Here is a 19227-nt window from a genome sequence, read left to right on the forward strand (position 1 = left end):
GCCGATGACCACCACCGCAGAGGCCGCCACGGGGTCCAAGACCCCACGGTGGGTGCCCTACCTGTGGAAGGCCGGCATCCCGATTCTGGTGGCGGCGGTGGTGTATTTCCTGCCGGTGCCCGCGGGCGTGGAGCCCACCGGCATGCGGATGTTCGGGATCTTCCTCGGCACGATCCTGGCGCTGATCCTGCAGCCCCTGCCCACCGGGGCGGTGGCGCTGATCGGCATGACCGCGGCGATGCTGACCAAGACCGAGACGGCAGCACGTGCCCTGTCGGGATTCGCCAACACGACGGTGTGGCTCATCGTCGCGGCGTTCTTCATCGCCGAGGGGTTCCTGATCACGGGACTCGGACGGCGCATCGCGCTGATGTTCGTCACCAGGCTGGGCCGCTCCACCCTCGGCCTGTCGTATGGGATGGCGTTGACGGACCTGATTCTCGCGCCGGCGACTCCGTCGAACACCGCCCGCTGCGGCGGAGTGGTGTTCCCCATCGTCGCCTCGCTGAGCCATCTCGAGGATTCGCATCCCGAACCGGAGGAGTCGCGCAAACGCCTCGGCGCCTACCTGACGCTCACCGCGTTGCAGGTCAACGTCATCACCTCGGCGATGTTCGTCACCGCGATGGCGGGCAACCCCGTCGCGCAGGAGGCCGCGGGAAAGCTGGGAGTCGAAATCTCCTGGGGCAAGTGGGCGCTGGCGGCGATAGTCCCCGGCGTGGTGAGCCTGGTGGCAGTGCCCTGGGTGATGTCCAAGGTGTATCCGCCGACGGTCACCAAGACCCCTGATGCGCCGCAGCAGGCACGTGATCAGTTGCGCGAGGCAGGTCCGATGTCGCACAAGGAATGGATCATGGCGGCAACCTTCATCCTGCTGCTGGTGCTGTGGTGCCTCACCGATCTGCTCCGGGTCGACGCGACGACGGCGGCCTTCACCGGTATCGCCATCCTGCTGATCACCGGCGTGTTGTCGTGGAAGGACCTCGCGGACAACACCTCTGCCTGGAGCACCCTGGTGTTCTTCGGCGTACTCGTCGGAATGGCCAACGAACTCAACGAACTCGGCGTGATCGACTGGATCGGCGACTCGGTCGCCGGGGCGGTGGGTTCCCTGCCGTGGCTCGTCGCGTTCGCGATCTTGACCCTGGTCTACTTCTACTCGCACTACCTGTTCGCCTCGAACACGGCGCATGTCGTCGCGATGTACGCGGTGTTCGTCGGCGCGGCGATCGCCACCGGCGCTCCACCCTTGTTCTCGGCCTTGGTGTTCGGCTTCATCGGCAACTTGTTCGGCGGTCTGGCCCACTACTCGTCCGGCCCGGCCGGCGTCATCTACGGCTCCGGGTACGTCAAGACCAGCGAGCTGTTCCGGATCGGGTTCCTGATGAGCATCGTGATCATCCTGATCTGGACGCTCATCGGCGGCGGTTGGATGAAACTCATCGGCATCTGGTGACCTGATCTGGGCGGGCGCATTCCAGATCCGCTCCACCGCCGCACGTCGGGTCCGGCCCGTGGACGGCATGGACATCGGTGGCCTCCGGTTGATCGCTGAGACCTCTCAGCGGACCGGCCATCCGGGCCACGATCGGGCTGCATGCGGCCAGGGTGGCCAGCACCGCCGCCACCACGACGGCACCGGATGCACCGTGCCCGTCGGCCGCCACGCCCGCGAGGGCGGTACCCGTCGCCCCGCCCACGAGTGCTGCACTGTTGAGCCAACCGAACGCCTCTGCCGCCGAGTGTTCTTCGATCTCCCGCGACACCATGAGATACAACGCGGACATCGCCGGGGCGAAACCCAGTCCCGACACGAACAATGCGCAGAACTGCAGGGCGAGATTGTCGACGAGGCTGAATACGGTGGTACCGACAGCCACGATTCCCAGCGCGGCCACGAGGCCGGCGAGCCCGAATCGCCGGTGTCCGAACGCCAGGCCTCCGACCAGGGACCCCACACTGGCCACCGCGATCGCCAGACCGGCGGTGACACCGGTGCGTCCGAGGGCGGCGACGATGCCGACTTCGAGTGCCATGAACGACGCGACCAGCGCGAGGCTGGCGACCATCGCGAGGATTACGGCCCGGTTGGCGATCACACGGCCGAAGGCCGACGCGGCCTTGCCCGTGTGCGGCCGAAGATGCCTGGCGCCCAGCAGAAACCACCCGGTGCCGACCACCGTGACGCCCGCGGAGACCACCAGCGGTATCGCGGTCGACAGCGCGGAGGCGAGGAAGGTCGTGGCCACCGGACCGACAACCCAGATCAGTTCCTGTGCGGTGGTGTCGAACGCGAACAACGCGCGGACCCCGTCGCTCGGCACCAATTGCGGATACAGCGCCCGAACCACCGGCATCAGCGGCGGCACGGATGCGCCGATGAGCACCCCGAGCATCAACAGCAGCGGCCCGGAGGCACCGGCGAAGGCCAGCGCCAGCATGGCGACGCCGTTGGTCAGGGCCGCGACGATCAGGGTGATCACCATGGCGCGCCCGGCGATGCGGGCGGTGACGGGCATCGCCAGCGCTTCCCCGATGCTGACGCATGCCACCGCGGCGCCGGCCAATGCGTAGGAACCGGTCTTGGACTGGACGTGCATGAGGATCGCCAGGTTGAGCATGCCCAGCGGCAGGCGGGCGAACAGCTGGGAGGCAGTCACGTTCAGTACGCCGGGAGTCCGGAGCACGTCGCGATACACCCGCATGACCAGCTTCTCCATGTGACTCGACCGACGTGACCGGCCCAATCTATACCGTCCAGACGGTACAGTTCCACTGAATTGTCGTAAGCTCTCGGAATGGCTTCGTCCCGGGACCGCATCCTCGACGCCTACGAGGATGTCCTGGCCGTCGAAGGCGAGCGCTACGCCACCCTCGACGCGGTGGCCGCCAAAGCGGGCGTATCGAAAGGCGGTCTGCTCTACCACTTTCCGTCCAAGGACCGGCTCGCCGCCGCACTGTGCGACCGGCTGCTGACACTGGCGGCCGAGGATGTGCAGGCGATGCGGACCGCCCCGGAGGGACCCGCGCGCTACTACATCCGGTCCTCGCACTACGCGGGCACGCCGCTGGATCGGGCCCTGGTGGCGGTGTCCCGGTTGCAGCAGGCGGGTGACGGTCACGCACGGACGGTCATCGAGACCGTTTCGGCCGACTGGCTGAACGTCCTGCACGATGCACTCGGCGACCTCGACGTGGCCCGCGCGGTGAAGCTCATGGGCGACGGCCTGTACTACAGCGCTCTGCACCGCGCACTCGGCGGCCACGTCGCAAAGGCCGACCAGGACGACGGCTTGCTGGCGGTGATCGATCGGATCACCGCCACGTCAGACCCCGCTCAATGACGGTGGCCGAGCCCTGGCGCGTGCGGCCTGCCAACTCAACCACAGCTGCAGCCCCAGGAGCGGAATCGTCCAGCCCAACCAGGCACCCGCACCCGCGACCACCCAGAGATACTTCTCCTCGTCCCCGCCGAAGACGCTGTCGCGCAACGGGTCGAAGGTCAGGTACAGCACGGGCGTCCAGATCCTGTTGGTGATGATCGACAGCGCCAGCGTCGCACTCCGCAGCATCTGGCGGCGGTGTACGCCGAACCTGCGGTGGCGCGCCGCAACGAATCCGTCGACCGTGAACCAGAGCCACAGCGCCCCCAGCGCGACGTCGCTGACCCGCAGTATCGGACCGAACGGTGTGGCCGCCCCGATCACCATTGCGCAGACCGCAGCCGGAATCGCCGTGGCGACGTAGACGCGTCCGGTACGCCGATGCAGCGCCGGGTGACGATGCCGCAAACCCGGCCAGATCTGCGCGACCGCGCACACCATCGCCACGCTCGCGAGAAGAACGTGGGCGACCAGCAGCGGGTAGTGCAGCCCGAATGTGGGCGGCACCCGGGTGCCGCCGGTGAGGTACGGCGGTAGCGAATACGCCAGGAACACCACGACGATCACCGCGATCGCCGCGGCCGGCCGTGGCGATCGCCCCGATGCGTATGGCATACGCAAAAGGGTATGGCATACGCATCGAGTTGTCACTGGCTACTCTGAGCGGTGATGTCCGGCCCCGATGAACCGCTCCCCCGCGCGTTGCGCCTGCTCTGGCAACAAGACCCGGCGCCGAGTCGGTCGCGTGGCCTGACGCGGGAGGCAATCGTCGCGGCGGCCGTCGAACTCGCCGATACCGACGGGCTCGCCGCCCTGTCGATGGCACGCCTGGCCGAACGTCTCGGGTGCGGCACCATGTCCCTTTACCGGCACGTGGCCAACAAGGACGAGCTGGTGACGTTCATGCTCGCCACCGGACCCGGCCCGCCGCCGCCGACGCCCGAGGGATCGGATTGGCGTGGAGCACTATCGAACTGGGCTGATGAGCTGTGGGCCGTCTACCACCGCCATCCGTGGATCCTGCAGGCCGCATCAGCCGGCCTGCCCGCAGATCCCGGTCAGCTGGCCTGGCTCGACGCCGGCCTGGCCGCCCTGTCCGGCACTTGGCTGACCGAGCGCGAGAAGCTGACCGCGGTCATCGCCGTGCTGGTTTTCACCCGGGGTTCGGCCGCGTTGGCCATCGAGGCGCGCGACGTGGACGACCGGCAGTACCCAGCGCTACTGCGACGACTGGTCCGACCGGACCGGTTCCCCGCATTGGCGGCCGCCATCGGCGCCGGGGTGTTCGATCAGACCGACGACGACCCCCTGACCGAATTCCGTTCCGGCCTGGGTCAACTGCTCGACGGCATCGCAGCGAAGGCAAGGTGAGCGTCGGCTACGGTCGGCGGGCATCCAGCCGGGCGGCCACGCCGTCGAGCAGCAGATCCAGAGCCGATTGACATGCGCTGCGCCGCATCGACTCGTCGAGCAGACCGCTGGTGGCCGCGATGTTCGGATGACTCTCGGCGGGTAGCTGTGCGTAGGTGTCGCGCCACCTGTCGTCATCGCGCTTCTGGTGTTCCGCGGGCAGGGCTTCGAAGGCGGCGTCCAGCGCGGCGAACCCCAGCATCTGGTCGATGAAGGCGTGATATACCTCGACCGCCTCCCGCTCGGGGAAACCCGCCGACCGCAGTGAACCCAAAACCGTCTCGATGATCTGGATCTCGTGGGCGCCGCCGGTCACCCGACTCGCGGCCAGTACCCCGGCCTGCGGGTGCTCGACGTAGACGCGGTGCAGGCGCAGCCCGAGTTCCCGCATGTCCTCCCGCCAGTGACCGGTCGGCTCCCACCCCTCGACCACTCGTCGCAACAGCTCGTCGGTGATGGCCAGCACCACGTCCTCGATGCCGCGGAAGTAGCGGTACAGGGCGGTCGGGTCGGCCCCGAGTGCGACACCGAGGCGTCTGACACTCAGGCCGGCGGCTCCGTGATACTGCAACACCCGCAGCGCAGCCTCGACGATGAGCTGCTCGGACAGCACGACGCCCTGCTTCGTCTGTCGCCGTCGTCGCCGCGGCGATTCGGACTTCAATGTTCGGCCCATCCGCATTGCCTCCCGGCGCTTACGTCAACGCCTTCAACCCATTGTGCGGCCCGGCCGCGCCCCTGCGCACAGAAACGCTATGCGATGAAAACCTTTCGCAGTGTCTCCCGCACCGTCCAGGTGGTGCGCTGCCCGGCGTGCAGGCGAACGAGGCTGCCGGGCCGGAGATCGATCGTCGGAGTGCCGTCGTCGAACGCGATACTGGCGTCCCCGCCCAGGACGACGAACACCTCGTCCGACTCCACGTCCCGGGAAACGCCGGGGGTATGTTCCCAGACGCCCACCGTCACGTCGGCCAACGAGGTCACGTCACGATGCCCCGTCGTCGGCGCTCCGTCCACCACCGACTCATCGGGAAGCGGCGTGTGGTCGAGCTGCAAACTCACGGCGTTGACACATGTGCTCACGAGTCGAACCCCAGCCCGACCGAGTCGAGTGCCTTCAGCAGGACGTTGCGCCGGCCCTCCCGATGGTCGGCGCGGTCGAGTGACCAGCGGGTCGCCTGAATCCCCGCCGAGGCCAACGGTTCCGGCGGGAACGGTGCCGGTATGGACTTGACCATCTCGAGTTCGGTGCGAACCGTCGGCGTGCCTGCGAAACGGTCGAGCATCACCTCAGCGGCGAAACGCGTGGCCGCCACGCCGAGCCCGGTGAACCCGGCGGCATATCCGACCCGGTCACCGTACGCGGACCCGAAGAACGCGCAGAACCGCGTCGAAGTGTCGATCACGCCGGCCCAGCGGTGGCTGAAGCTGACGTCCTCGAGTTGCGGGAACGTGGTGAAGAAGTGACCGGCGAGCCGGCGGTAGGTGGCATCACGGTCTTCGTACTGAGGCCGGATCCGGCCGCCGAAGTGATAGATCGCGTCGTACCCGCCCCAGAGGATGCGATTGTCTTTCGACAACCGGTAATAGTGGAACTGGTTCGACATGTCACTGATGCCTTGCCGGTTGTCCCAACCGATCTCGGCCAGCTGGGTATCGGTCAGCGGCTCGGTCATCAAGGCGTAGTCGTACACCGGCACCGTGTGGTAGCGGTATCGCTTCAGCAGCGACGGAAAGCCGTTGGTCGCCAGAATCACTCGGTCGGCGTGCGCGGTCACCCGCTCGGTGCGCACCGACAGCGGCCCGCCCCGATGGTCCTGGCCCAGACCCAGAACCTTGCTGTTCTCGTAGATCTCGACACCTAGTTCACTTGCGGCGCGGGCGAGTTCACTCGCGAGTTTCGCCGGATGAACCAGCGCGGCAGCGTCCTTGGACCACACTCCGGCAAGGTAGGTGGGCGAGTTCACCTCGGCGCGGATCGCCTGCTGGTCGAAGTAGACCTGATCCGGCCGCAGCGCCGCGGTAGCCAGTTCTGCTGCCTGGTAGGGCTCGACCGCCACCGAGATCGAGCCGGTCCGCTCGAAATCGCAATCAAGGCCCAGCGAATCGACGGTCTTCTCGATACCGTCAAGGTTCTCCAACCCCAGCCGGTCGAGAGCGTCGATCTCGTCCGGCCAGCGGCTGCGGCCGTTCTCGGTGCCGTGGGTGAGCGACGCCTCGACGAAGCCGCCGTTACGGCCCGAGGCCGCCCACCCGATCGTCTGCCCCTCGACGAGGGCGACCCGCATACCCGGGTCGCGCTGCTTTGCCATCAAGGCAGACCACAGACCGGTGTACCCGCCGCCGACCACGATGAGGTCGTAGCGCGACGACGGCTTGGTCAACCCCGGGTAACGGGGGTGACCAGGGATGTCGTCGAGCCAGAAGGGCTGAAGCGCGGTCGCGGCCAACGAGCGGTCGACGAGGCTGGTTGCGGGGGTATTTCGTTCGAAAACGGTTTGCACGGGTATCTTCCTGGACAGTGAGGTACTACCCAGTAAGACGCATCCCCTGCGCTACCTCAAGGGTGTTGACGTAAGCGCAGCAGCTGCGGGATCAGCACCCGGGTGTCGGGCACGAACGCCCAGGCCGGGTCTCCTGGCCGGCGATGCTGGCAGGCAGCGGGGTGTACGCGCCCTGCAGATGAACCCGGACATCGTGGACCGCGCGGCCCAGCCGGGTCTGATCCAACGGAACCGTGACGCGGGGATTTACCAGGGCCGTGGCGTTGACACCGGGCTGGCCGAGCTGACGGATCGTGGTGTGGTCACTCGGCAACTGCGGAGTGTTGGACAGCGGCCCCACAACAGCCTTGGACTGCACCGCGAGCTTCGAGATGTCACTGGACAGCAACCGGGCCTGGTTGGTGACCTCTCCGGCAGGACCCGAAATAAGCAGGGCTGGAACAGCATTGGGGCCCAGCAGGCTCAATCCTGGCGCCTCCCCCTCACGCACGATCACCTGCCGCTCCAGCGGCTGCGGCGACGCAACCGGACCGCCATCGGTCGTCACGATGTCGACGGAGGGACGTTGCAGGCCGTACCGGGCAACCACCGCCGTGGCGATCCGGATCGCGGCATCGGATTCCGATTGCGACGGATTCGGTGGGACGAACAGGGTGAGCTTGCTCAGTACCGGCGGCAGGAAGTCGGCGATCACCGTCGGCGGTTGTTCCAGACCGGTGAATCGAACGTCGCTGTCCATCAGCCGTAGCGGGTTCGTCGGGTCGTACGCGCAATACCCGTCGGGCATCGTCAGGTAGCTGTTCAACTGCACGGTCACTGCGTTTTCCACCACCCGGGCACCGGTCAGCGGGACGGTGATCGGTGCCTGATCGGGCGGCAGGGGAACCCGCGACAGCACACGTTGGTCCTGTGTCACCTCGAGGGTGCCACCGCGGGTGTTGACCGGCAGTTGCACCATCGCGACCAGCTCAGCGGGAATCAGTCCGCGCGGCACCGGAATTGTCAGGGTCTGCGAGCCCTGAATTCCGTACAACGCGATATCCGGATTCGCACCGAGCGTCCGTAGATTCAGCGTCGGGGAATTCACCAGTGAGATTTCATCTTCTGGAGCGGCACTCGCTACTGCAGGCAGGGCAGTTCCGGCAACGATCATCGCGGCGGCGAGCAGCGGCAATATCCGTGCAGTCACTCGATGCAGCTTATGCGGCTGTTGCCGACATGGCGGGGCGAACTGAAATAGTAATGCGACGCGCGTCCTCGAGGCGAAATAATCAAGATCGAATGAATTTGCCGGCACTTCGAGTTTCGGGAATGCACGGTCAACAGCTGCCCGATCTCGTCAGGGTGCTCTGTCGCCCGTCAGAGGAAAAATCACGTCAACGTAAGTCGGGCCACCATTTCCCCCGTCGGCTGCGGCGATCCACCGGCCGGCTCCATGGTGAACGCCAACGCGGTGGAATCCCCGAGATCCCGCACCATGGCCGTGGTCGACGGCGACATGGTCGACATCATCCCCGCGGACTTCGGCCCCTGATCGGTCATGAGCCACATCTGGTAGACCATCCCGGGAGGTGCCGGCGCCGCGTTGTTCATCACCAAGACGCCGGTCCGCTCATCGCGCGAGTACACGAACGTCGCGGTGCCACCGGCATTGAGCTGTCCGGTGGCCGTGCGGACATCGTCTGCCGAGAACACCTGCTCGGCTGAGGTCGGGGCGCTCGGGCGGAATGCCAGCCCCGCACCGAAGCCGCCCGCGGCGACCACCAGGGCCGCGGCGGCCGCCACCAACCCTGTGCGCCAACGGAAGCGGTCACGGTGAGGATCGCGGGACACCGCGAGTGCCCGTCGGCGTAGCGACGCCGGCGGAGTCGTCGCCGTCGTCGACGACGCGATCGCCATCGACTCGCGCACCGCACGCACCTCGGCACGGAATGCCTCGGCGACCTCAGCGGGGGCATCGGCCAGCCGGCGTTCGATGTCGACGCGCTCTGCGTCGGAAACCGCGTCCAACGCGTATGCCGTCGCCAGGCCCGGCAGCTCGGAATCGCTGGTCATGTCACCCCCAGGCAATCACGTAGCCTGCGCAGTCCGTCGCGCATCCGGGTCTTGACGGTGCCCAGACTGGTCGACAGCCGTTCGGACACCTGCGGGTAGGTCAGGCCGTCGTAATACGCCAGTTCGATGGCTTGCCGTTGCAGGTCGGTCAGCGATCCCAGGCAGTCGGCCACCTGGCGCTGCTCGTCGGAGCGGATCGCCGAGTCGGCGACCACATCGGTGTCGGGCTCGACGCTCACCGCGACGTAACGCGCCTCGCGCCGGCTGGAGGCCACCTCGGCCCGCACCCGATCCACCGCACGGCGATGCGCCAGGGTCATGAGCCACGCCAGCGCCGAACCTTGCTCCGGGTCATAGTCCGCGGCACAACGCCACACCTGGGCGTAGACGTCCTGCGTGGTCTCCTCGCTGTAACCGGGATCGCGCAGGATCCGGATGACCAATCCGTATATGCGGGCGCTGGTGGCGTCGTACAGCCCGGCGAACGCCTCGGCGTCGCCGCGGGCCACCCGGCGCAGCTGAGCGTCGAGTACGTTGCTCACCTCCGGCATACGTGCCATCGATCGGTAGCCTAACGCCGAGTCGGCAGTGCTCATCGCCGATCACCCGTAGGTGAACGAGAAGGCCTGCAGCCCTTGGCTCAACCGCACCTCGACCTCACCACGATGCACGTCGCGATCGCTGACGATCTGACGCAGGGTGGGCGGTCCGCTCACCGGCACGCTCGTTGTCTCACCACCGCGCAGCACGGTCACGGTACCGGTGCCACCTACAACGAGATAGACCTGCCCGGCCCGGTAATTGAGCTTGATCGCCGAACCGGAGCCCTGAGCGGTCGCGCCCTGGTAGTCCAGGTGCCACGGACCGCGCAGCGCGAACGAGTCGGCAGGCAGGCTCCTCGGATAGTCGAACACCGTGTCGCCCTCGTCGTACGTCCCGCCACCGGCGTAGTTGATCTCCTTACCGACTCCGAGGTAGGTCTCCGGCGTGAGTGCCGATGTCGGTGTCATGTCGGGCGCGTTCACCGGGGCCGGCAACGCGGCGTTCTTGGCGTCCACGAGCAATTCGCGAATCAACCGTTCCGTCGTGTCGTAGCCGCCCTCGCCGAACTTCACATGCCGCACAACGCCGTTCGCATCGATCAGATACTCGGCCGGCCAGTACCGGTTCTCATAATTCGTCCAGGTGGAGTACGAGTTGTCCAGGGCGACCGGATAGGTGACGCCGAGGTCGGCCGCACCTTTGGCCACGTTGCCGGGAACCCGCTCGAACGCGTACTCGGGTGTGTGCACACCGATCACGGTCAGTCCGGACTCCTTGTATCTGCCGTACCAGTCGACGACGTGGGGAATCGCGCGCTGGCAGTTGATGCACGAGTACGCCCAGAAGTCGACGAGCACCACCCGGCCGCGCAGCGACTTGAGGTCGACGGGATCGCCGTCAGGGGTGTTGAGCCAGCCGGCGATACCGGTGATGTCCGGTGCGGGACCGCAGTTCTGGAGTTCCTCCGCGCCTTCTGGACAATCCGACAACTCCCCGCTGCCGGTCGGGCTCAGTCGGTCCTGGACCTCGCCCGCGCCGGCCACCCGGTCCTGTAACCCGCTGGTGTAATCCGGGATGGCCCGCTGCAGCTTCGCCGGCACGTTGGCGGCCAACGCCACTGCGAAGACCAGCATCACGACTCCTCCGATCAGCCGGATCTTGCGCTGCTGACGGCGGAATGCGTTGACCCGCTCGACAACCCGACGCCCCGCGAGGGCGAAAACGAGTAGGGGAAGCGCGGCGCCGATGGCGAACGACAGGGTCAGTGCAACGGTGTTGGCACCTATCGAACCGGTTGCGCCCGCGACGACGATCGCCGCGAGAACCGGACCCGCGCACGGCACATAGAGCACGCCCAGCGCCAGCCCCAGTCCGAAACCGCTGCTCCCAGAGCCGAACTGCTTCTGCGGAATACGGCTGAACGGCTTCTCCAGCAGCTGCTCGAAGCGCGGGAAGATCAGGCCCAACCCGATCAGGGTCAGCGCCAGAAGTCCCGCCCAGCGAAGCGCGTCCTGAGGTAGGTGCAACAGCTGCAACAGTGCTGAGCCCGCGAGGGTCACCACGCTGAAACTCAGCACCAGGCCTGCGATCACCCGATAGGGACGTAGTGTCTCGGCCAGTGTCGGTTTCGTCGCAACGATCGTCGTGCCGTTCGACTCCGTGACGCGCGCGCTCTGCGCTCCAGAGAAGAAGATCACGGGCAGTACCGGCAGGATGCACGGCGAGACGCCGGTGATGAGTCCGCCGAGGAATCCGATGAGCACCAAGGTGTACATGCCGGGTATTCGGCACCGAGGTGCTGCCGGATTGGTCGAAATCGGCACCCATCCGGACTCGGGTTGGCTCCGAATACCCATCGACCGAGAAAGTGACGGCGGTCACCGTCAATCACTCACAGGGAGTCGGAAAATGTCGATCCTTCACTACAAGATGGCCGCGGTGGCGGGACTGTCGGCCGCGGCCATGTTCGCGCTGCCCGCCTGCTCGAACGACACCGCACGGTCCGCACCCGTCACGCCGGAGGCCACCAGTGCGCCGGCGATGGCCGCCGACCCGGCGTCGGACCTGGTGGGCCCGGGCTGCGCGTCCTACGCGGAAAAGGTGCCGTCCGGCCCGGGGTCGGTGGTCGGGATGGCACAGGATCCGGTCACCGTCGCCGCGTCGAACAACCCCCTGCTGACGACGCTGACCGCGGCCGTCTCCGGAAAGCTGAATCCGAACGTGAACCTGGTGGACACCCTCAACGGGGGTGAGTTCACCGTATTCGCGCCCACTGACGACGCATTCGCCAAGATCGACCCGGCCACCATCGAGATGCTGAAGACGGACTCAGCGATGCTGACCAAGATCCTGACCTATCACGTCGTGCCCGGACAGGCCAGCCCGGCCAAGGTGGTCGGCACCTGGCCGACCGTGCAGGGTGCATCCGTCGCGGTGACCGGCTCGGGTGACGCGCTGAAGGTCAACGACGCATCGGTGGTGTGCGGCGGGGTCCACACCGCCAATGCCACCGTCTATCTCATCGACACGGTGCTCATGCCGCCCACCGGCTAGCCCGATACACGAAAGTGCCCCAAACCCGAAGGTTTGGGGCACTTTTCAGTCTGCTCGCGCGGAGCGGAAGAAGGGAAGGAGCCTTCGCTACTTCGCCTTTTCCAGAACCTCGACCAGTCGCCACCGCTTGGAGGCCGACAGGGGCCGGGTCTCCATCAGCGAGACGCGGTCGCCGATACCGGCATCGCCGTTCTCGTCGTGCGCCTTGACCTTCTTGGTGGTCCGGATGATCTTGCCGTAGAGCGGGTGGCTCTTACGATCTTCCAGCTCGACCACGATGGTCTTCTGCATCTTGTCGCTGACCACGTAGCCGATGGCGGTCTTGCGACGGCCGCGCGGCGTCTCGGTGGCCGGGGTGTGCTTGGGGCCCTTGGTATCTGCCATTACGAATCCTCACCAACGGGTCCGGAAGCCAGACCCAACTCACGTTCACGCAGCACGGTGTAGACCCGTGCGATCTCCTGACGCACAATGCGCAGCCGACGGTTGTTGGCCAGCTGACCGGTCGCCATCTGGAAGCGCAGGTTGAACAGCTCTTCCTTCGACTCGCGCAGCTTGTCCTTCAACTCGGTGTCGGACAGTTCGCGCAGTTCACCAGGCGTAGTTCCCACTGCCATCAGAACTGCTCCTCTCGACTCACGATGCGTGCCTTGATCGGCAACTTGTGGATTGCGCGAGTCAGAGCTTCCTTGGCGATCTTCTCGTCCGGGTAGCTGATCTCGAACAAAATGCGTCCGGGCTTGACGTTGGCGATCCACCACTCCGGCGAACCCTTACCGGAACCCATGCGGGTCTCGGCGGGCTTCTTGGTCAGCGGGCGGTCCGGGAAGATGTTGATCCACACCTTGCCGCCACGCTTGATGTGCCGGTTGATGGCGATACGAGCGGACTCGATCTGCCGGTTGGTGATGTAGGCGTGACCGAGGGCCTGGATGCCGTAGTCACCGAAGCTCACCGACGTGCCGCCGCTGGCGATGCCACGCTGGCGTGGGTGGTGCTGCTTACGGTGCTTGACCTTGCGGGGAATCAGCATGATTAGTTCTCCGTGCTCTCAGCTGCGGGCGCCGAAGCGGCCACGGCCTCGGTTGCGGCCGGTGCATCGTCTCCGGTCGCGGCGCGGCCGGCTTCGGTGCTCGTCGCCGTGGTGCCCGACGCACCGCTACGACGCGGCCGGGTGCCCGACGGACGCTCACGACGCGGCCGGTCACTGGCCGGCGCGGCGGCGGTGAGCTCACGCTTGCCACCGACGATGTCGCCCTTGTAAATCCAGACCTTCACGCCGATACGGCCGAAGGTGGTCTTGGCCTCGTAGAGGCCGTAGTCGATATCCGCGCGCAGCGTGTGCAGCGGAACCCGACCTTCGCGGTAGAACTCCGAGCGGCTCATCTCAGCACCGCCGAGGCGGCCCGAGCACTGCACCCGGATGCCCTTGACGTTGGGCTGACGCATGGCCGACTGGATCGCCTTGCGCATCGCGCGACGGAACGCCACGCGGTTGCTCAGCTGCTCCGCGACACCCTGGGCGACGAGCTGAGCCTGCGACTCAGGGTTCTTCACCTCGAGGATGTTGAGCTGAACCTGCTTGCCGGTCAGCTTCTCCAGGTCGGCGCGGATGCGGTCGGCCTCGGTGCCACGGCGACCGATGACGATGCCGGGACGCGCGGTGTGGATATCAACGCGGACCCGGTCCCGGGTGCGCTCGATCTCCACGTCGGCGATGCCGGCGCGCTCAAGACCAGTGGCCAGCAGACGCCGGATGGCGACGTCTTCCTTCACGTAGTCCTTGTACTGCTTGTCGGCGTACCACCGGGACTTCCACTCGGTGGTGATACCGAGGCGGAAACCGTGGGGATTGATCTTCTGGCCCACTACTCCGAGCCTCCCTTCGTCTCGGCCGTGCCCTTCGCGGCGGCGGCCTTGCTGCCCTGGGCACGACGGCTACGCGCGGAACCCGCGGACGCACCCTTCTGCTTGGGCGGACGGCTCTCCACGATCACGGTGATGTGGCTGGTGCGCTTGCGGATCCGGAACGCACGCCCCTGGGCACGCGGACGGATGCGCTTGGCGGTCGGGCCCTCGTCGGCGGTGATGGTCGCGACCACCAGCGTCGTCGGGTCCAGGCCCTCGTTGTTCTGCGCGTTGGCCGCAGCGCTGGCGATCACCTTGGCGACCGGCTCGCTGGCGCCCTGCGGCGCCCACCGCAGGATGTCGAGGGCTTCCTCGACACTCTTGCCGCGGACCAGGTCGATGACGCGGCGGGCCTTGCTCGCCGAGACGCGCACGAAGCGCGCCTTCGCCTGTGCGGACGGGTATTCAGTGACTGTGGTACTCATCGCCGCTTGCTCTTCCGGTCGTCCTTGATGTGACCCTTGAAGGTGCGCGTCGGGGCGAATTCGCCGAGCTTGTGCCCGACCATCGCCTCGGTGACAAACACCGGGACATGCTTGCGGCCGTCATGCACCGCAAAGGTGTGCCCGATGAAGTCGGGGAGGATGGTCGACCGACGCGACCAGGTCTTGATGACCTGTTTGGTGTTCTTGTCGTTCTGAACGTCGACCTTCTTGAGCAGATGGTCGTCGACGAACGGACCCTTTTTGAGACTACGAGGCATCGCTGCTACTCCTTCCGCGGCCTAGCGCTTCTTGCCGGTGCGCCGGCGACGGACAATGAGCTTGTCGCTCGGCTTGTTGGGCTTGCGGGTGCGGCCCTCGGGCTTGCCCCACGGGCTCACCGGGTGGCGGCCACCGGAGGTCTTGCCTTCACCACCACCATGCGGGTGGTCGACCGGGTTCATCACGACACCACGGACGGTCGGGCGCTTGCCCTTCCACCGCATACGGCCGGCCTTGCCCCAGTTGATGTTGGCCTGCTCGGCGTTGCCCACCTCGCCGACGGTGGCGCGGCAGCGCACGTCGACGCGACGGATTTCACCGGACGGCATACGCAGCGAGGCGTAAGTGCCTTCCTTACCCAGCAGCTGGATGCTCACACCGGCCGAACGGGCCAGCTTGGCACCGCCACCGGGCCGCAACTCCACAGCGTGGATCACGGTGCCGGCGGGGATGTTGCGCAGCGGCAGGTTGTTGCCGGGCTTGATGTCGGCGTTCGGCCCCTGCTCGATGACGTCGCCCTGCTTCAGTCCCTGGGGCGCGATGATGTAGCGCTTCTCGCCATCCAGGTAGTGCAGCAGCGCGATGTTAGCGGTGCGGTTCGGGTCGTACTCGATGTGAGCGACCTTGGCGTTGACGCCGTCCTTGTCGTGGCGACGGAAGTCGATGAGGCGGTATGCGCGCTTGTGGCCGCCACCCTTGTGCCGGGTGGTGATGCGGCCGTGCGCGTTACGCCCACCGGTGCCGTGCAGCGGACGGATGAGCGACTTCTCCGGAGTCGAGCGAGTGATCTCGGCGAAATCGGAGACGCTCGAACCGCGACGACCCGGGGTCGTCGGCTTGTACTTGCGAATTCCCATATCAGTTAAATCCTCTTAGTTCCCGGCGTTACGCCGGGGCTCCGAAAAGTTCGATCGGCTTGCTGCCGGCAGCCAGGGTGACGATGGCGCGCTTGGTGTCCTTGCGCTTACCGAAACCCGAGCGGGTGCGCTTGCGCTTGCCCTGCCGGTTGGCCGTGTTCACCGAGCTCACCTTGACGTCGAAGATCTTCTCGATGGCGATCTTGATCTGCGTCTTGTTGGAGTCCGGGTGCACGACGAACGTGTACACGTTGTCCTCGATCAGCCCGTACGACTTCTCCGAGATGACCGGGGCCAGGATGATGTCGCGGGGGTCGGTCACGTTAGCCATCAGGCCGACACCTCCTCTTTGGTATTCGCCGAGATGTACGCGTTCAGCGCCTCGACGCTGAACACCAGGTCGTCGGCATTGAGCACGTCGTAGGTGTTGAGCTGATCCGGGGAGATCACGTGCACACCGGGCAGGTTGCGGACGCTCTTGAGCCCGACCTCATCGGTGCGACCGATGACGATGAGAACCTTCTTGTTCTCGGTCAGCGTGCTCAGGAACGCCTTGGCGCTCTTGGTCGACGGGTTCTGACCCTCGACCAGCTCGGTGATCGCGTGGATCCGCTCGTTGCGGGCCCGGTCCGAGAGCGCTCCGCGCAGGGCGGCGGCGATCATCTTCTTCGGGGTCCGCTGGCTGTAGTCGCGCGGCTGCGGGCCGTGCACGACGCCACCACCGGTGAACTGCGGCGCGCGGGTCGAGCCCTGACGAGCCCGGCCGGTGCCCTTCTGGCGGTACGGCTTCTTGCCGCCACCCGAGACCTGCGCGCGAGTCTTCGTCGCGTGGGTGCCCTGGCGCTTGGCGGCCAACTGTGCGTTGACCACCTGGTGCATCAGAGCGATGTTCGGCTCGACGTCGAACAGTGCGGCGGGCAGCTCGACGGAACCATCCGTCTTTCCGGCCGGCGTCTTAACGTCAATCTTCAAAGTCATTACTTCTCGCCTCGCTTGATTGCGCTGCGGACAACCACCAGACCACCGTTGCGTCCGGGGATGGCGCCCTTGATAAGCAGCACGCCGTTCTCGGCATCGACCTTGTGAACCTTGAGGTTCTGCGTGGTCACCCGGTCGTGGCCCATACGGCCCGACATCCGGGTGCCCTTGAACACGCGGCCCGGGGTGGCGCAGCCACCGATCGAGCCGGGGCGACGGTGCACCGCCTGGGCGCCGTGCGAGGCGCCCTGGCCGGCGAAGCCGTGACGCTTCATGGTGCCGGCGAAGCCCTTGCCCTTGCTGGTGCCGGTCACGTCGACGTAAGCACCGTCGGCGAAGATCTCGGCGGTCAGCTCCTGGCCCACCTCGTACTCGGCGGCAGCAGCCTCGTCGACCCGCAGCTCAGCCAGGTGGCGGCGCGGGTTGACACCCGCGGCGGCGTACTGGCCGGTGACGGGCTTGTTGACCTTGCGCGGGCTGATCTCGCCATAGGCGAGCTGCACGGCGCTGTAGCCGTCGCGCTCGGGGGTACGGATAAGGGTCACCACGTTGGGGCCGGCCTTGACGACCGTCACCGGGACGACTTTGTTGTTCTCGTCGAACACCTGCGTCATGCCCAGCTTGGTGCCCAAAATGCCTTTTCTAGCCATTTTTCTCGGGTCTCCTACTGGATGTTGACGTCGACACTGGCCGGCAGATCGATGCGCATGAGCGCGTCAACCGTCTTCGGCGTCGGGTCGAGGATGTCGATCAGTCGCTTGTGGGTGCGCATTTCGAAATGCTCCCGCGAGTCCTTGTACTTGTGCGGCGACCGAATGACGCAGTACACGTTCTTCTCGGTCGGCAGCGGCACAGGGCCGACCACGCTGGCACCGGTACGGGTGACCGTCTCGACGATCTTGCGCGCCGAGGCATCAATGGCCTCATGGTCGTAGGCCTTGAGCCTGATGCGGATCTTCTGTCCCGCCACGCTTCTCCTACCTCTACTTCGTACATCGGCCGGCCGTATCGAAGTACCGATGGGGAATCCCATCGAAGCTCCGTCGGGCCTGGTGCCCGGCGCGGGTTGCGCCGAGAGTTGCCGCCGCTGTTTACCTGTCTGTGGTCCACCGGCCCCCGCGGTCGGGCGTGTCGCCTTCGCGCACACTTTCTCGCCCTGAAATTCAGCCGCGATCTAGTGTTGGGACCGGATGCGCCCGTGGGGGCGCGGGTCGGATGCCCGGCCAGGAATACCCGGCGCAAGGCAACCCGAACAGTATGCCTTAGATCCGGGCGTCCTCCAAATCCGCGATGGAGCAGGTCGGGGCCTGTCGACGGCGCCGGGAAAAACGGCGTCCGGCTTCCGGATTTCCAGGCAATATCCCTGCGCTCCGGCCACGGGGATCCGCGTACGGGACGCCACGGCGGAAAAGTCGCCCGCGGCCGCCACCACATTACGAGCGCGGCGCGGACCCGGCCCCCCGCGCCGAACTTACTCTTGAGTAAGGTTTGGCGCATGACGCAGCCCAGCCCGACCTATAGAGCATGGAAGAAGTTGTCACCGCTACCCGGCGGCAGCTGGGCGTTCTCCGCCGCGGCCATGGCCCGGGTGCCCTACTTCGCGTCGATCCTGCCGCACGTGGTGCGCATGGAACCGGGGCTGGCCGAGGTGACGGTCCCCAAGTGGTTCTACGTCTACAACCACCTGCACACCGTGCACGCCATCGCGTCGTGCAACGCCGCCGAGATGGCCATGGGCATGTTGATGGAGGCCACCGTGCCGACGACGCACCGCTGGATCCCCAAAGCGATGAACGTGCAGTACCTCGCCAAAGCCACTACTTCGCTGCGCGCCACCGCGGAGCTCGCACCGCCGGATTTCGCCACGATCACCGAGGGCACCGACGTCGTGGTCCCCGTCAGCATCACCGACCGTCACGGCGTGGAAGTGGTGCACGCCGACATCACCACCTGGGTGACGCCGGCCTGACGCTCTAGTCCAGGTAGGTGCCGTGACCTTCGCGCACCAGGGCGCCGTCGAACAGCAGCACCTCGTTGACCAGTCCGCCGCGCTGATTGCGGTAGTGGATCACCAGAGCCGATTCGCCGCGATAGGCGCCCAGCACCTCGAAATGCAGCTCCGGCATACCGGCCAGGGCCGTCGTCCAGTAATGACGTAACGCGTCCTTGCCCCGCACCACACCGCCCGTCTCGGGCAGCACGCGCGCCGCGACCGGTGAACTGAACATCACATCGTCGTGAAAATGGGCCAGCACCGCCTCGACGTCATGTGCGTTCCACGCATTCACCCACTCTTCGGCGAATGCCTGCGGATCCGGTGTCGCCATCGAGT

At 66.4% G+C, this 19227-nt stretch carries 26 protein-coding genes; 5 read left to right on the forward strand and 21 right to left on the reverse strand.

Translation table 11 applies throughout. From position 1 onward, the window contains the following. The first annotated feature begins 4 nt into the window (after positions 1-4). A complete protein-coding gene (locus EH231_RS24870; RefSeq protein WP_090424635.1) occupies positions 5-1456 on the forward strand; it encodes an anion permease in 1452 nt (483 codons plus the stop codon). Here the strand turns inward: EH231_RS24870 and EH231_RS24875 are convergent. After that, positions 1440-2720: an MFS transporter gene (locus EH231_RS24875; protein ID WP_234941130.1), complete on the reverse strand. Its 1281-nt coding sequence runs from the start codon at positions 2718-2720 to the stop codon at positions 1440-1442. The genes EH231_RS24870 and EH231_RS24875 overlap by 17 nt on opposite strands. A 78-nt stretch (positions 2721-2798) precedes the next feature. Between EH231_RS24875 and EH231_RS24880 the strand changes: the two genes are divergently transcribed. Next, the gene (locus EH231_RS24880; protein WP_090424634.1) at positions 2799-3344 is read left to right on the forward strand and encodes a TetR/AcrR family transcriptional regulator; all 546 of its coding nucleotides are present in this window, start codon (positions 2799-2801) and stop codon (positions 3342-3344) included. On the opposite strand, the gene EH231_RS24885 is transcribed toward EH231_RS24880, so the two are convergent. Then, positions 3327-3998, reverse strand: a complete 672-nt coding sequence (locus EH231_RS24885) for a DUF2306 domain-containing protein (protein WP_090424633.1) — start codon at positions 3996-3998, stop codon at positions 3327-3329. The two genes, EH231_RS24880 and EH231_RS24885, sit on opposite strands and share 18 nt — an antisense overlap. 54 nt (positions 3999-4052) lie before the next feature. On the opposite strand from EH231_RS24885, the gene EH231_RS24890 reads away from it, so the two are divergent. Beyond that, positions 4053-4754, forward strand: a complete 702-nt coding sequence (locus tag EH231_RS24890) for a TetR/AcrR family transcriptional regulator (RefSeq protein ID WP_090424632.1) — start codon at positions 4053-4055, stop codon at positions 4752-4754. A 7-nt stretch (positions 4755-4761) separates the two neighbouring features. Here the strand turns inward: EH231_RS24890 and EH231_RS24895 are convergent, their stop codons facing one another. The 7 genes from EH231_RS24895 to EH231_RS24925 all read right to left on the reverse strand — a co-directional run bounded on the left by EH231_RS24895 (position 4762) and on the right by EH231_RS24925 (position 11670). After that, entirely contained in the window at positions 4762-5406 is a 645-nt protein-coding gene (locus tag EH231_RS24895; protein ID WP_234927012.1) for a TetR/AcrR family transcriptional regulator, read from the reverse strand. A 140-nt stretch (positions 5407-5546) separates the two neighbouring features. After that, complete coding sequence (locus EH231_RS24900) at positions 5547-5876, reverse strand: cupin domain-containing protein (RefSeq protein ID WP_090424630.1); 330 nt, start codon at positions 5874-5876, stop codon at positions 5547-5549. After that, on the reverse strand, positions 5873-7297 hold the full coding sequence (locus EH231_RS24905) for an NAD(P)/FAD-dependent oxidoreductase (protein WP_090424629.1): 1425 nt from the start codon (positions 7295-7297) through the stop codon (positions 5873-5875). The genes EH231_RS24900 and EH231_RS24905 overlap by 4 nt, the downstream gene beginning before the upstream one ends. A gap of 91 nt (positions 7298-7388) precedes the next feature. Continuing rightward, complete coding sequence (locus EH231_RS24910) at positions 7389-8486, reverse strand: hypothetical protein (protein WP_206429610.1); 1098 nt, start codon at positions 8484-8486, stop codon at positions 7389-7391. Between the two features lie 182 nt (positions 8487-8668). Next, the gene (locus EH231_RS24915; RefSeq protein WP_124713511.1) at positions 8669-9352 is read right to left on the reverse strand and encodes an anti-sigma factor; all 684 of its coding nucleotides are present in this window, start codon (positions 9350-9352) and stop codon (positions 8669-8671) included. Beyond that, on the reverse strand, positions 9349-9912 hold the full coding sequence (gene sigK, locus EH231_RS24920; RefSeq protein WP_090424882.1) for an ECF RNA polymerase sigma factor SigK: 564 nt from the start codon (positions 9910-9912) through the stop codon (positions 9349-9351). Before sigK ends, EH231_RS24915 begins: the two co-directional genes overlap by 4 nt. 42 nt (positions 9913-9954) lie before the next feature. Then, a complete protein-coding gene (locus tag EH231_RS24925) occupies positions 9955-11670 on the reverse strand; it encodes a cytochrome c biogenesis protein DipZ (protein WP_124713512.1) in 1716 nt (571 codons plus the stop codon). Positions 11671-11803: 133 nt separating this feature from the next. Here EH231_RS24925 and EH231_RS24930 point away from each other — a divergent pair, with 133 nt between their 5' ends. After that, positions 11804-12448 carry a fasciclin domain-containing protein gene (locus EH231_RS24930; protein WP_124713513.1) on the forward strand — a complete coding sequence of 215 codons (645 nt, stop codon included), beginning with the start codon at positions 11804-11806 and terminating at the stop codon, positions 12446-12448. An 87-nt stretch (positions 12449-12535) separates the two neighbouring features. Here EH231_RS24930 and rpsQ read toward each other — a convergent pair whose 3' ends face one another. From rpsQ to rpsJ, 11 genes are read right to left on the reverse strand one after another with little or no spacing between them, the layout of a single operon-like run. Next, positions 12536-12832, reverse strand: coding sequence for a 30S ribosomal protein S17 (gene rpsQ, locus EH231_RS24935; RefSeq protein WP_044516145.1), 297 nt, complete (start codon positions 12830-12832; stop codon positions 12536-12538). Continuing rightward, entirely contained in the window at positions 12832-13065 is a 234-nt protein-coding gene (rpmC, locus tag EH231_RS24940; protein ID WP_090424620.1) for a 50S ribosomal protein L29, read from the reverse strand. Before rpmC ends, rpsQ begins: the two co-directional genes overlap by 1 nt. Next, a complete protein-coding gene (gene rplP, locus EH231_RS24945) occupies positions 13065-13481 on the reverse strand; it encodes a 50S ribosomal protein L16 (protein WP_036441254.1) in 417 nt (138 codons plus the stop codon). Before rplP ends, rpmC begins: the two co-directional genes overlap by 1 nt. Positions 13482-13483: 2 nt before the next feature. Further along, complete coding sequence (gene rpsC / locus EH231_RS24950) at positions 13484-14317, reverse strand: 30S ribosomal protein S3 (protein ID WP_090424619.1); 834 nt, start codon at positions 14315-14317, stop codon at positions 13484-13486. Further along, complete coding sequence (gene rplV / locus EH231_RS24955) at positions 14317-14781, reverse strand: 50S ribosomal protein L22 (protein ID WP_044516137.1); 465 nt, start codon at positions 14779-14781, stop codon at positions 14317-14319. The genes rpsC and rplV overlap by 1 nt, the downstream gene beginning before the upstream one ends. Next, on the reverse strand, positions 14778-15059 hold the full coding sequence (rpsS, locus tag EH231_RS24960; RefSeq protein ID WP_044516135.1) for a 30S ribosomal protein S19: 282 nt from the start codon (positions 15057-15059) through the stop codon (positions 14778-14780). The genes rplV and rpsS overlap by 4 nt, the downstream gene beginning before the upstream one ends. Positions 15060-15080: 21 nt before the next feature. Further along, positions 15081-15917, reverse strand: coding sequence for a 50S ribosomal protein L2 (gene rplB / locus EH231_RS24965; RefSeq protein WP_044516133.1), 837 nt, complete (start codon positions 15915-15917; stop codon positions 15081-15083). Positions 15918-15945: 28 nt separating this feature from the next. Further along, a complete protein-coding gene (gene rplW / locus EH231_RS24970) occupies positions 15946-16248 on the reverse strand; it encodes a 50S ribosomal protein L23 (RefSeq protein ID WP_090424618.1) in 303 nt (100 codons plus the stop codon). Next, positions 16248-16895: a 50S ribosomal protein L4 gene (rplD, locus tag EH231_RS24975; protein WP_090424617.1), complete on the reverse strand. Its 648-nt coding sequence runs from the start codon at positions 16893-16895 to the stop codon at positions 16248-16250. Before rplD ends, rplW begins: the two co-directional genes overlap by 1 nt. Beyond that, positions 16895-17545, reverse strand: a complete 651-nt coding sequence (gene rplC, locus EH231_RS24980; protein ID WP_044516127.1) for a 50S ribosomal protein L3 — start codon at positions 17543-17545, stop codon at positions 16895-16897. Before rplC ends, rplD begins: the two co-directional genes overlap by 1 nt. A gap of 14 nt (positions 17546-17559) precedes the next feature. Continuing rightward, positions 17560-17865, reverse strand: a complete 306-nt coding sequence (gene rpsJ / locus EH231_RS24985) for a 30S ribosomal protein S10 (protein ID WP_003883485.1) — start codon at positions 17863-17865, stop codon at positions 17560-17562. 525 nt (positions 17866-18390) lie between these two features. Between rpsJ and EH231_RS24990 the strand changes: the two genes are divergently transcribed. Next, positions 18391-18864 (forward strand): hotdog fold domain-containing protein, encoded by a 474-nt coding sequence (locus tag EH231_RS24990; RefSeq protein WP_090424616.1) that lies wholly within the window; start codon positions 18391-18393, stop codon positions 18862-18864. Between the two features lie 4 nt (positions 18865-18868). Here EH231_RS24990 and EH231_RS24995 read toward each other — a convergent pair whose 3' ends face one another. Continuing rightward, a complete protein-coding gene (locus tag EH231_RS24995) occupies positions 18869-19222 on the reverse strand; it encodes a nuclear transport factor 2 family protein (protein WP_124713514.1) in 354 nt (117 codons plus the stop codon). Positions 19223-19227 lie beyond the last annotated feature (5 nt).

The organism is Mycolicibacterium nivoides, from assembly GCF_003855255.1.
Classification (GTDB): Bacteria; Actinomycetota; Actinomycetes; order Mycobacteriales; family Mycobacteriaceae; genus Mycobacterium; species Mycobacterium nivoides.

Bases quoted from the DNA above. Each gene is read 5' to 3' on its own strand.
- EH231_RS24870 (WP_090424635.1), top strand. From the start codon at position 5: ATGACCACCACCGCAGAGGCCGCCACGGGGTCCAAGACCCCACGGTGG.
- EH231_RS24875 (WP_234941130.1), bottom strand. From the start codon at position 2,720: ATGGAGAAGCTGGTCATGCGGGTGTATCGCGACGTGCTCCGGACTCCC.
- EH231_RS24880 (WP_090424634.1), top strand. From the start codon at position 2,799: ATGGCTTCGTCCCGGGACCGCATCCTCGACGCCTACGAGGATGTCCTG.
- EH231_RS24885 (WP_090424633.1), bottom strand. From the start codon at position 3,998: ATGCCATACGCATCGGGGCGATCGCCACGGCCGGCCGCGGCGATCGCG.
- EH231_RS24890 (WP_090424632.1), top strand. From the start codon at position 4,053: ATGTCCGGCCCCGATGAACCGCTCCCCCGCGCGTTGCGCCTGCTCTGG.
- EH231_RS24915 (WP_124713511.1), bottom strand. From the start codon at position 9,352: ATGACCAGCGATTCCGAGCTGCCGGGCCTGGCGACGGCATACGCGTTG.
- sigK (WP_090424882.1), bottom strand. From the start codon at position 9,912: ATGGCACGTATGCCGGAGGTGAGCAACGTACTCGACGCTCAGCTGCGC.
- EH231_RS24925 (WP_124713512.1), bottom strand. From the start codon at position 11,670: ATGTACACCTTGGTGCTCATCGGATTCCTCGGCGGACTCATCACCGGC.
- EH231_RS24930 (WP_124713513.1), top strand. From the start codon at position 11,804: ATGTCGATCCTTCACTACAAGATGGCCGCGGTGGCGGGACTGTCGGCC.
- rpsQ (WP_044516145.1), bottom strand. From the start codon at position 12,832: ATGGCAGATACCAAGGGCCCCAAGCACACCCCGGCCACCGAGACGCCG.
- rpmC (WP_090424620.1), bottom strand. From the start codon at position 13,065: ATGGCAGTGGGAACTACGCCTGGTGAACTGCGCGAACTGTCCGACACC.
- rplP (WP_036441254.1), bottom strand. From the start codon at position 13,481: ATGCTGATTCCCCGCAAGGTCAAGCACCGTAAGCAGCACCACCCACGC.
- rplV (WP_044516137.1), bottom strand. From the start codon at position 14,781: ATGAGTACCACAGTCACTGAATACCCGTCCGCACAGGCGAAGGCGCGC.
- rpsS (WP_044516135.1), bottom strand. From the start codon at position 15,059: ATGCCTCGTAGTCTCAAAAAGGGTCCGTTCGTCGACGACCATCTGCTC.
- rplB (WP_044516133.1), bottom strand. From the start codon at position 15,917: ATGGGAATTCGCAAGTACAAGCCGACGACCCCGGGTCGTCGCGGTTCG.
- rplW (WP_090424618.1), bottom strand. From the start codon at position 16,248: ATGGCTAACGTGACCGACCCCCGCGACATCATCCTGGCCCCGGTCATC.
- rplD (WP_090424617.1), bottom strand. From the start codon at position 16,895: ATGACTTTGAAGATTGACGTTAAGACGCCGGCCGGAAAGACGGATGGT.
- rplC (WP_044516127.1), bottom strand. From the start codon at position 17,545: ATGGCTAGAAAAGGCATTTTGGGCACCAAGCTGGGCATGACGCAGGTG.
- EH231_RS24990 (WP_090424616.1), top strand. From the start codon at position 18,391: ATGACGCAGCCCAGCCCGACCTATAGAGCATGGAAGAAGTTGTCACCG.
- EH231_RS24995 (WP_124713514.1), bottom strand. From the start codon at position 19,222: ATGGCGACACCGGATCCGCAGGCATTCGCCGAAGAGTGGGTGAATGCG.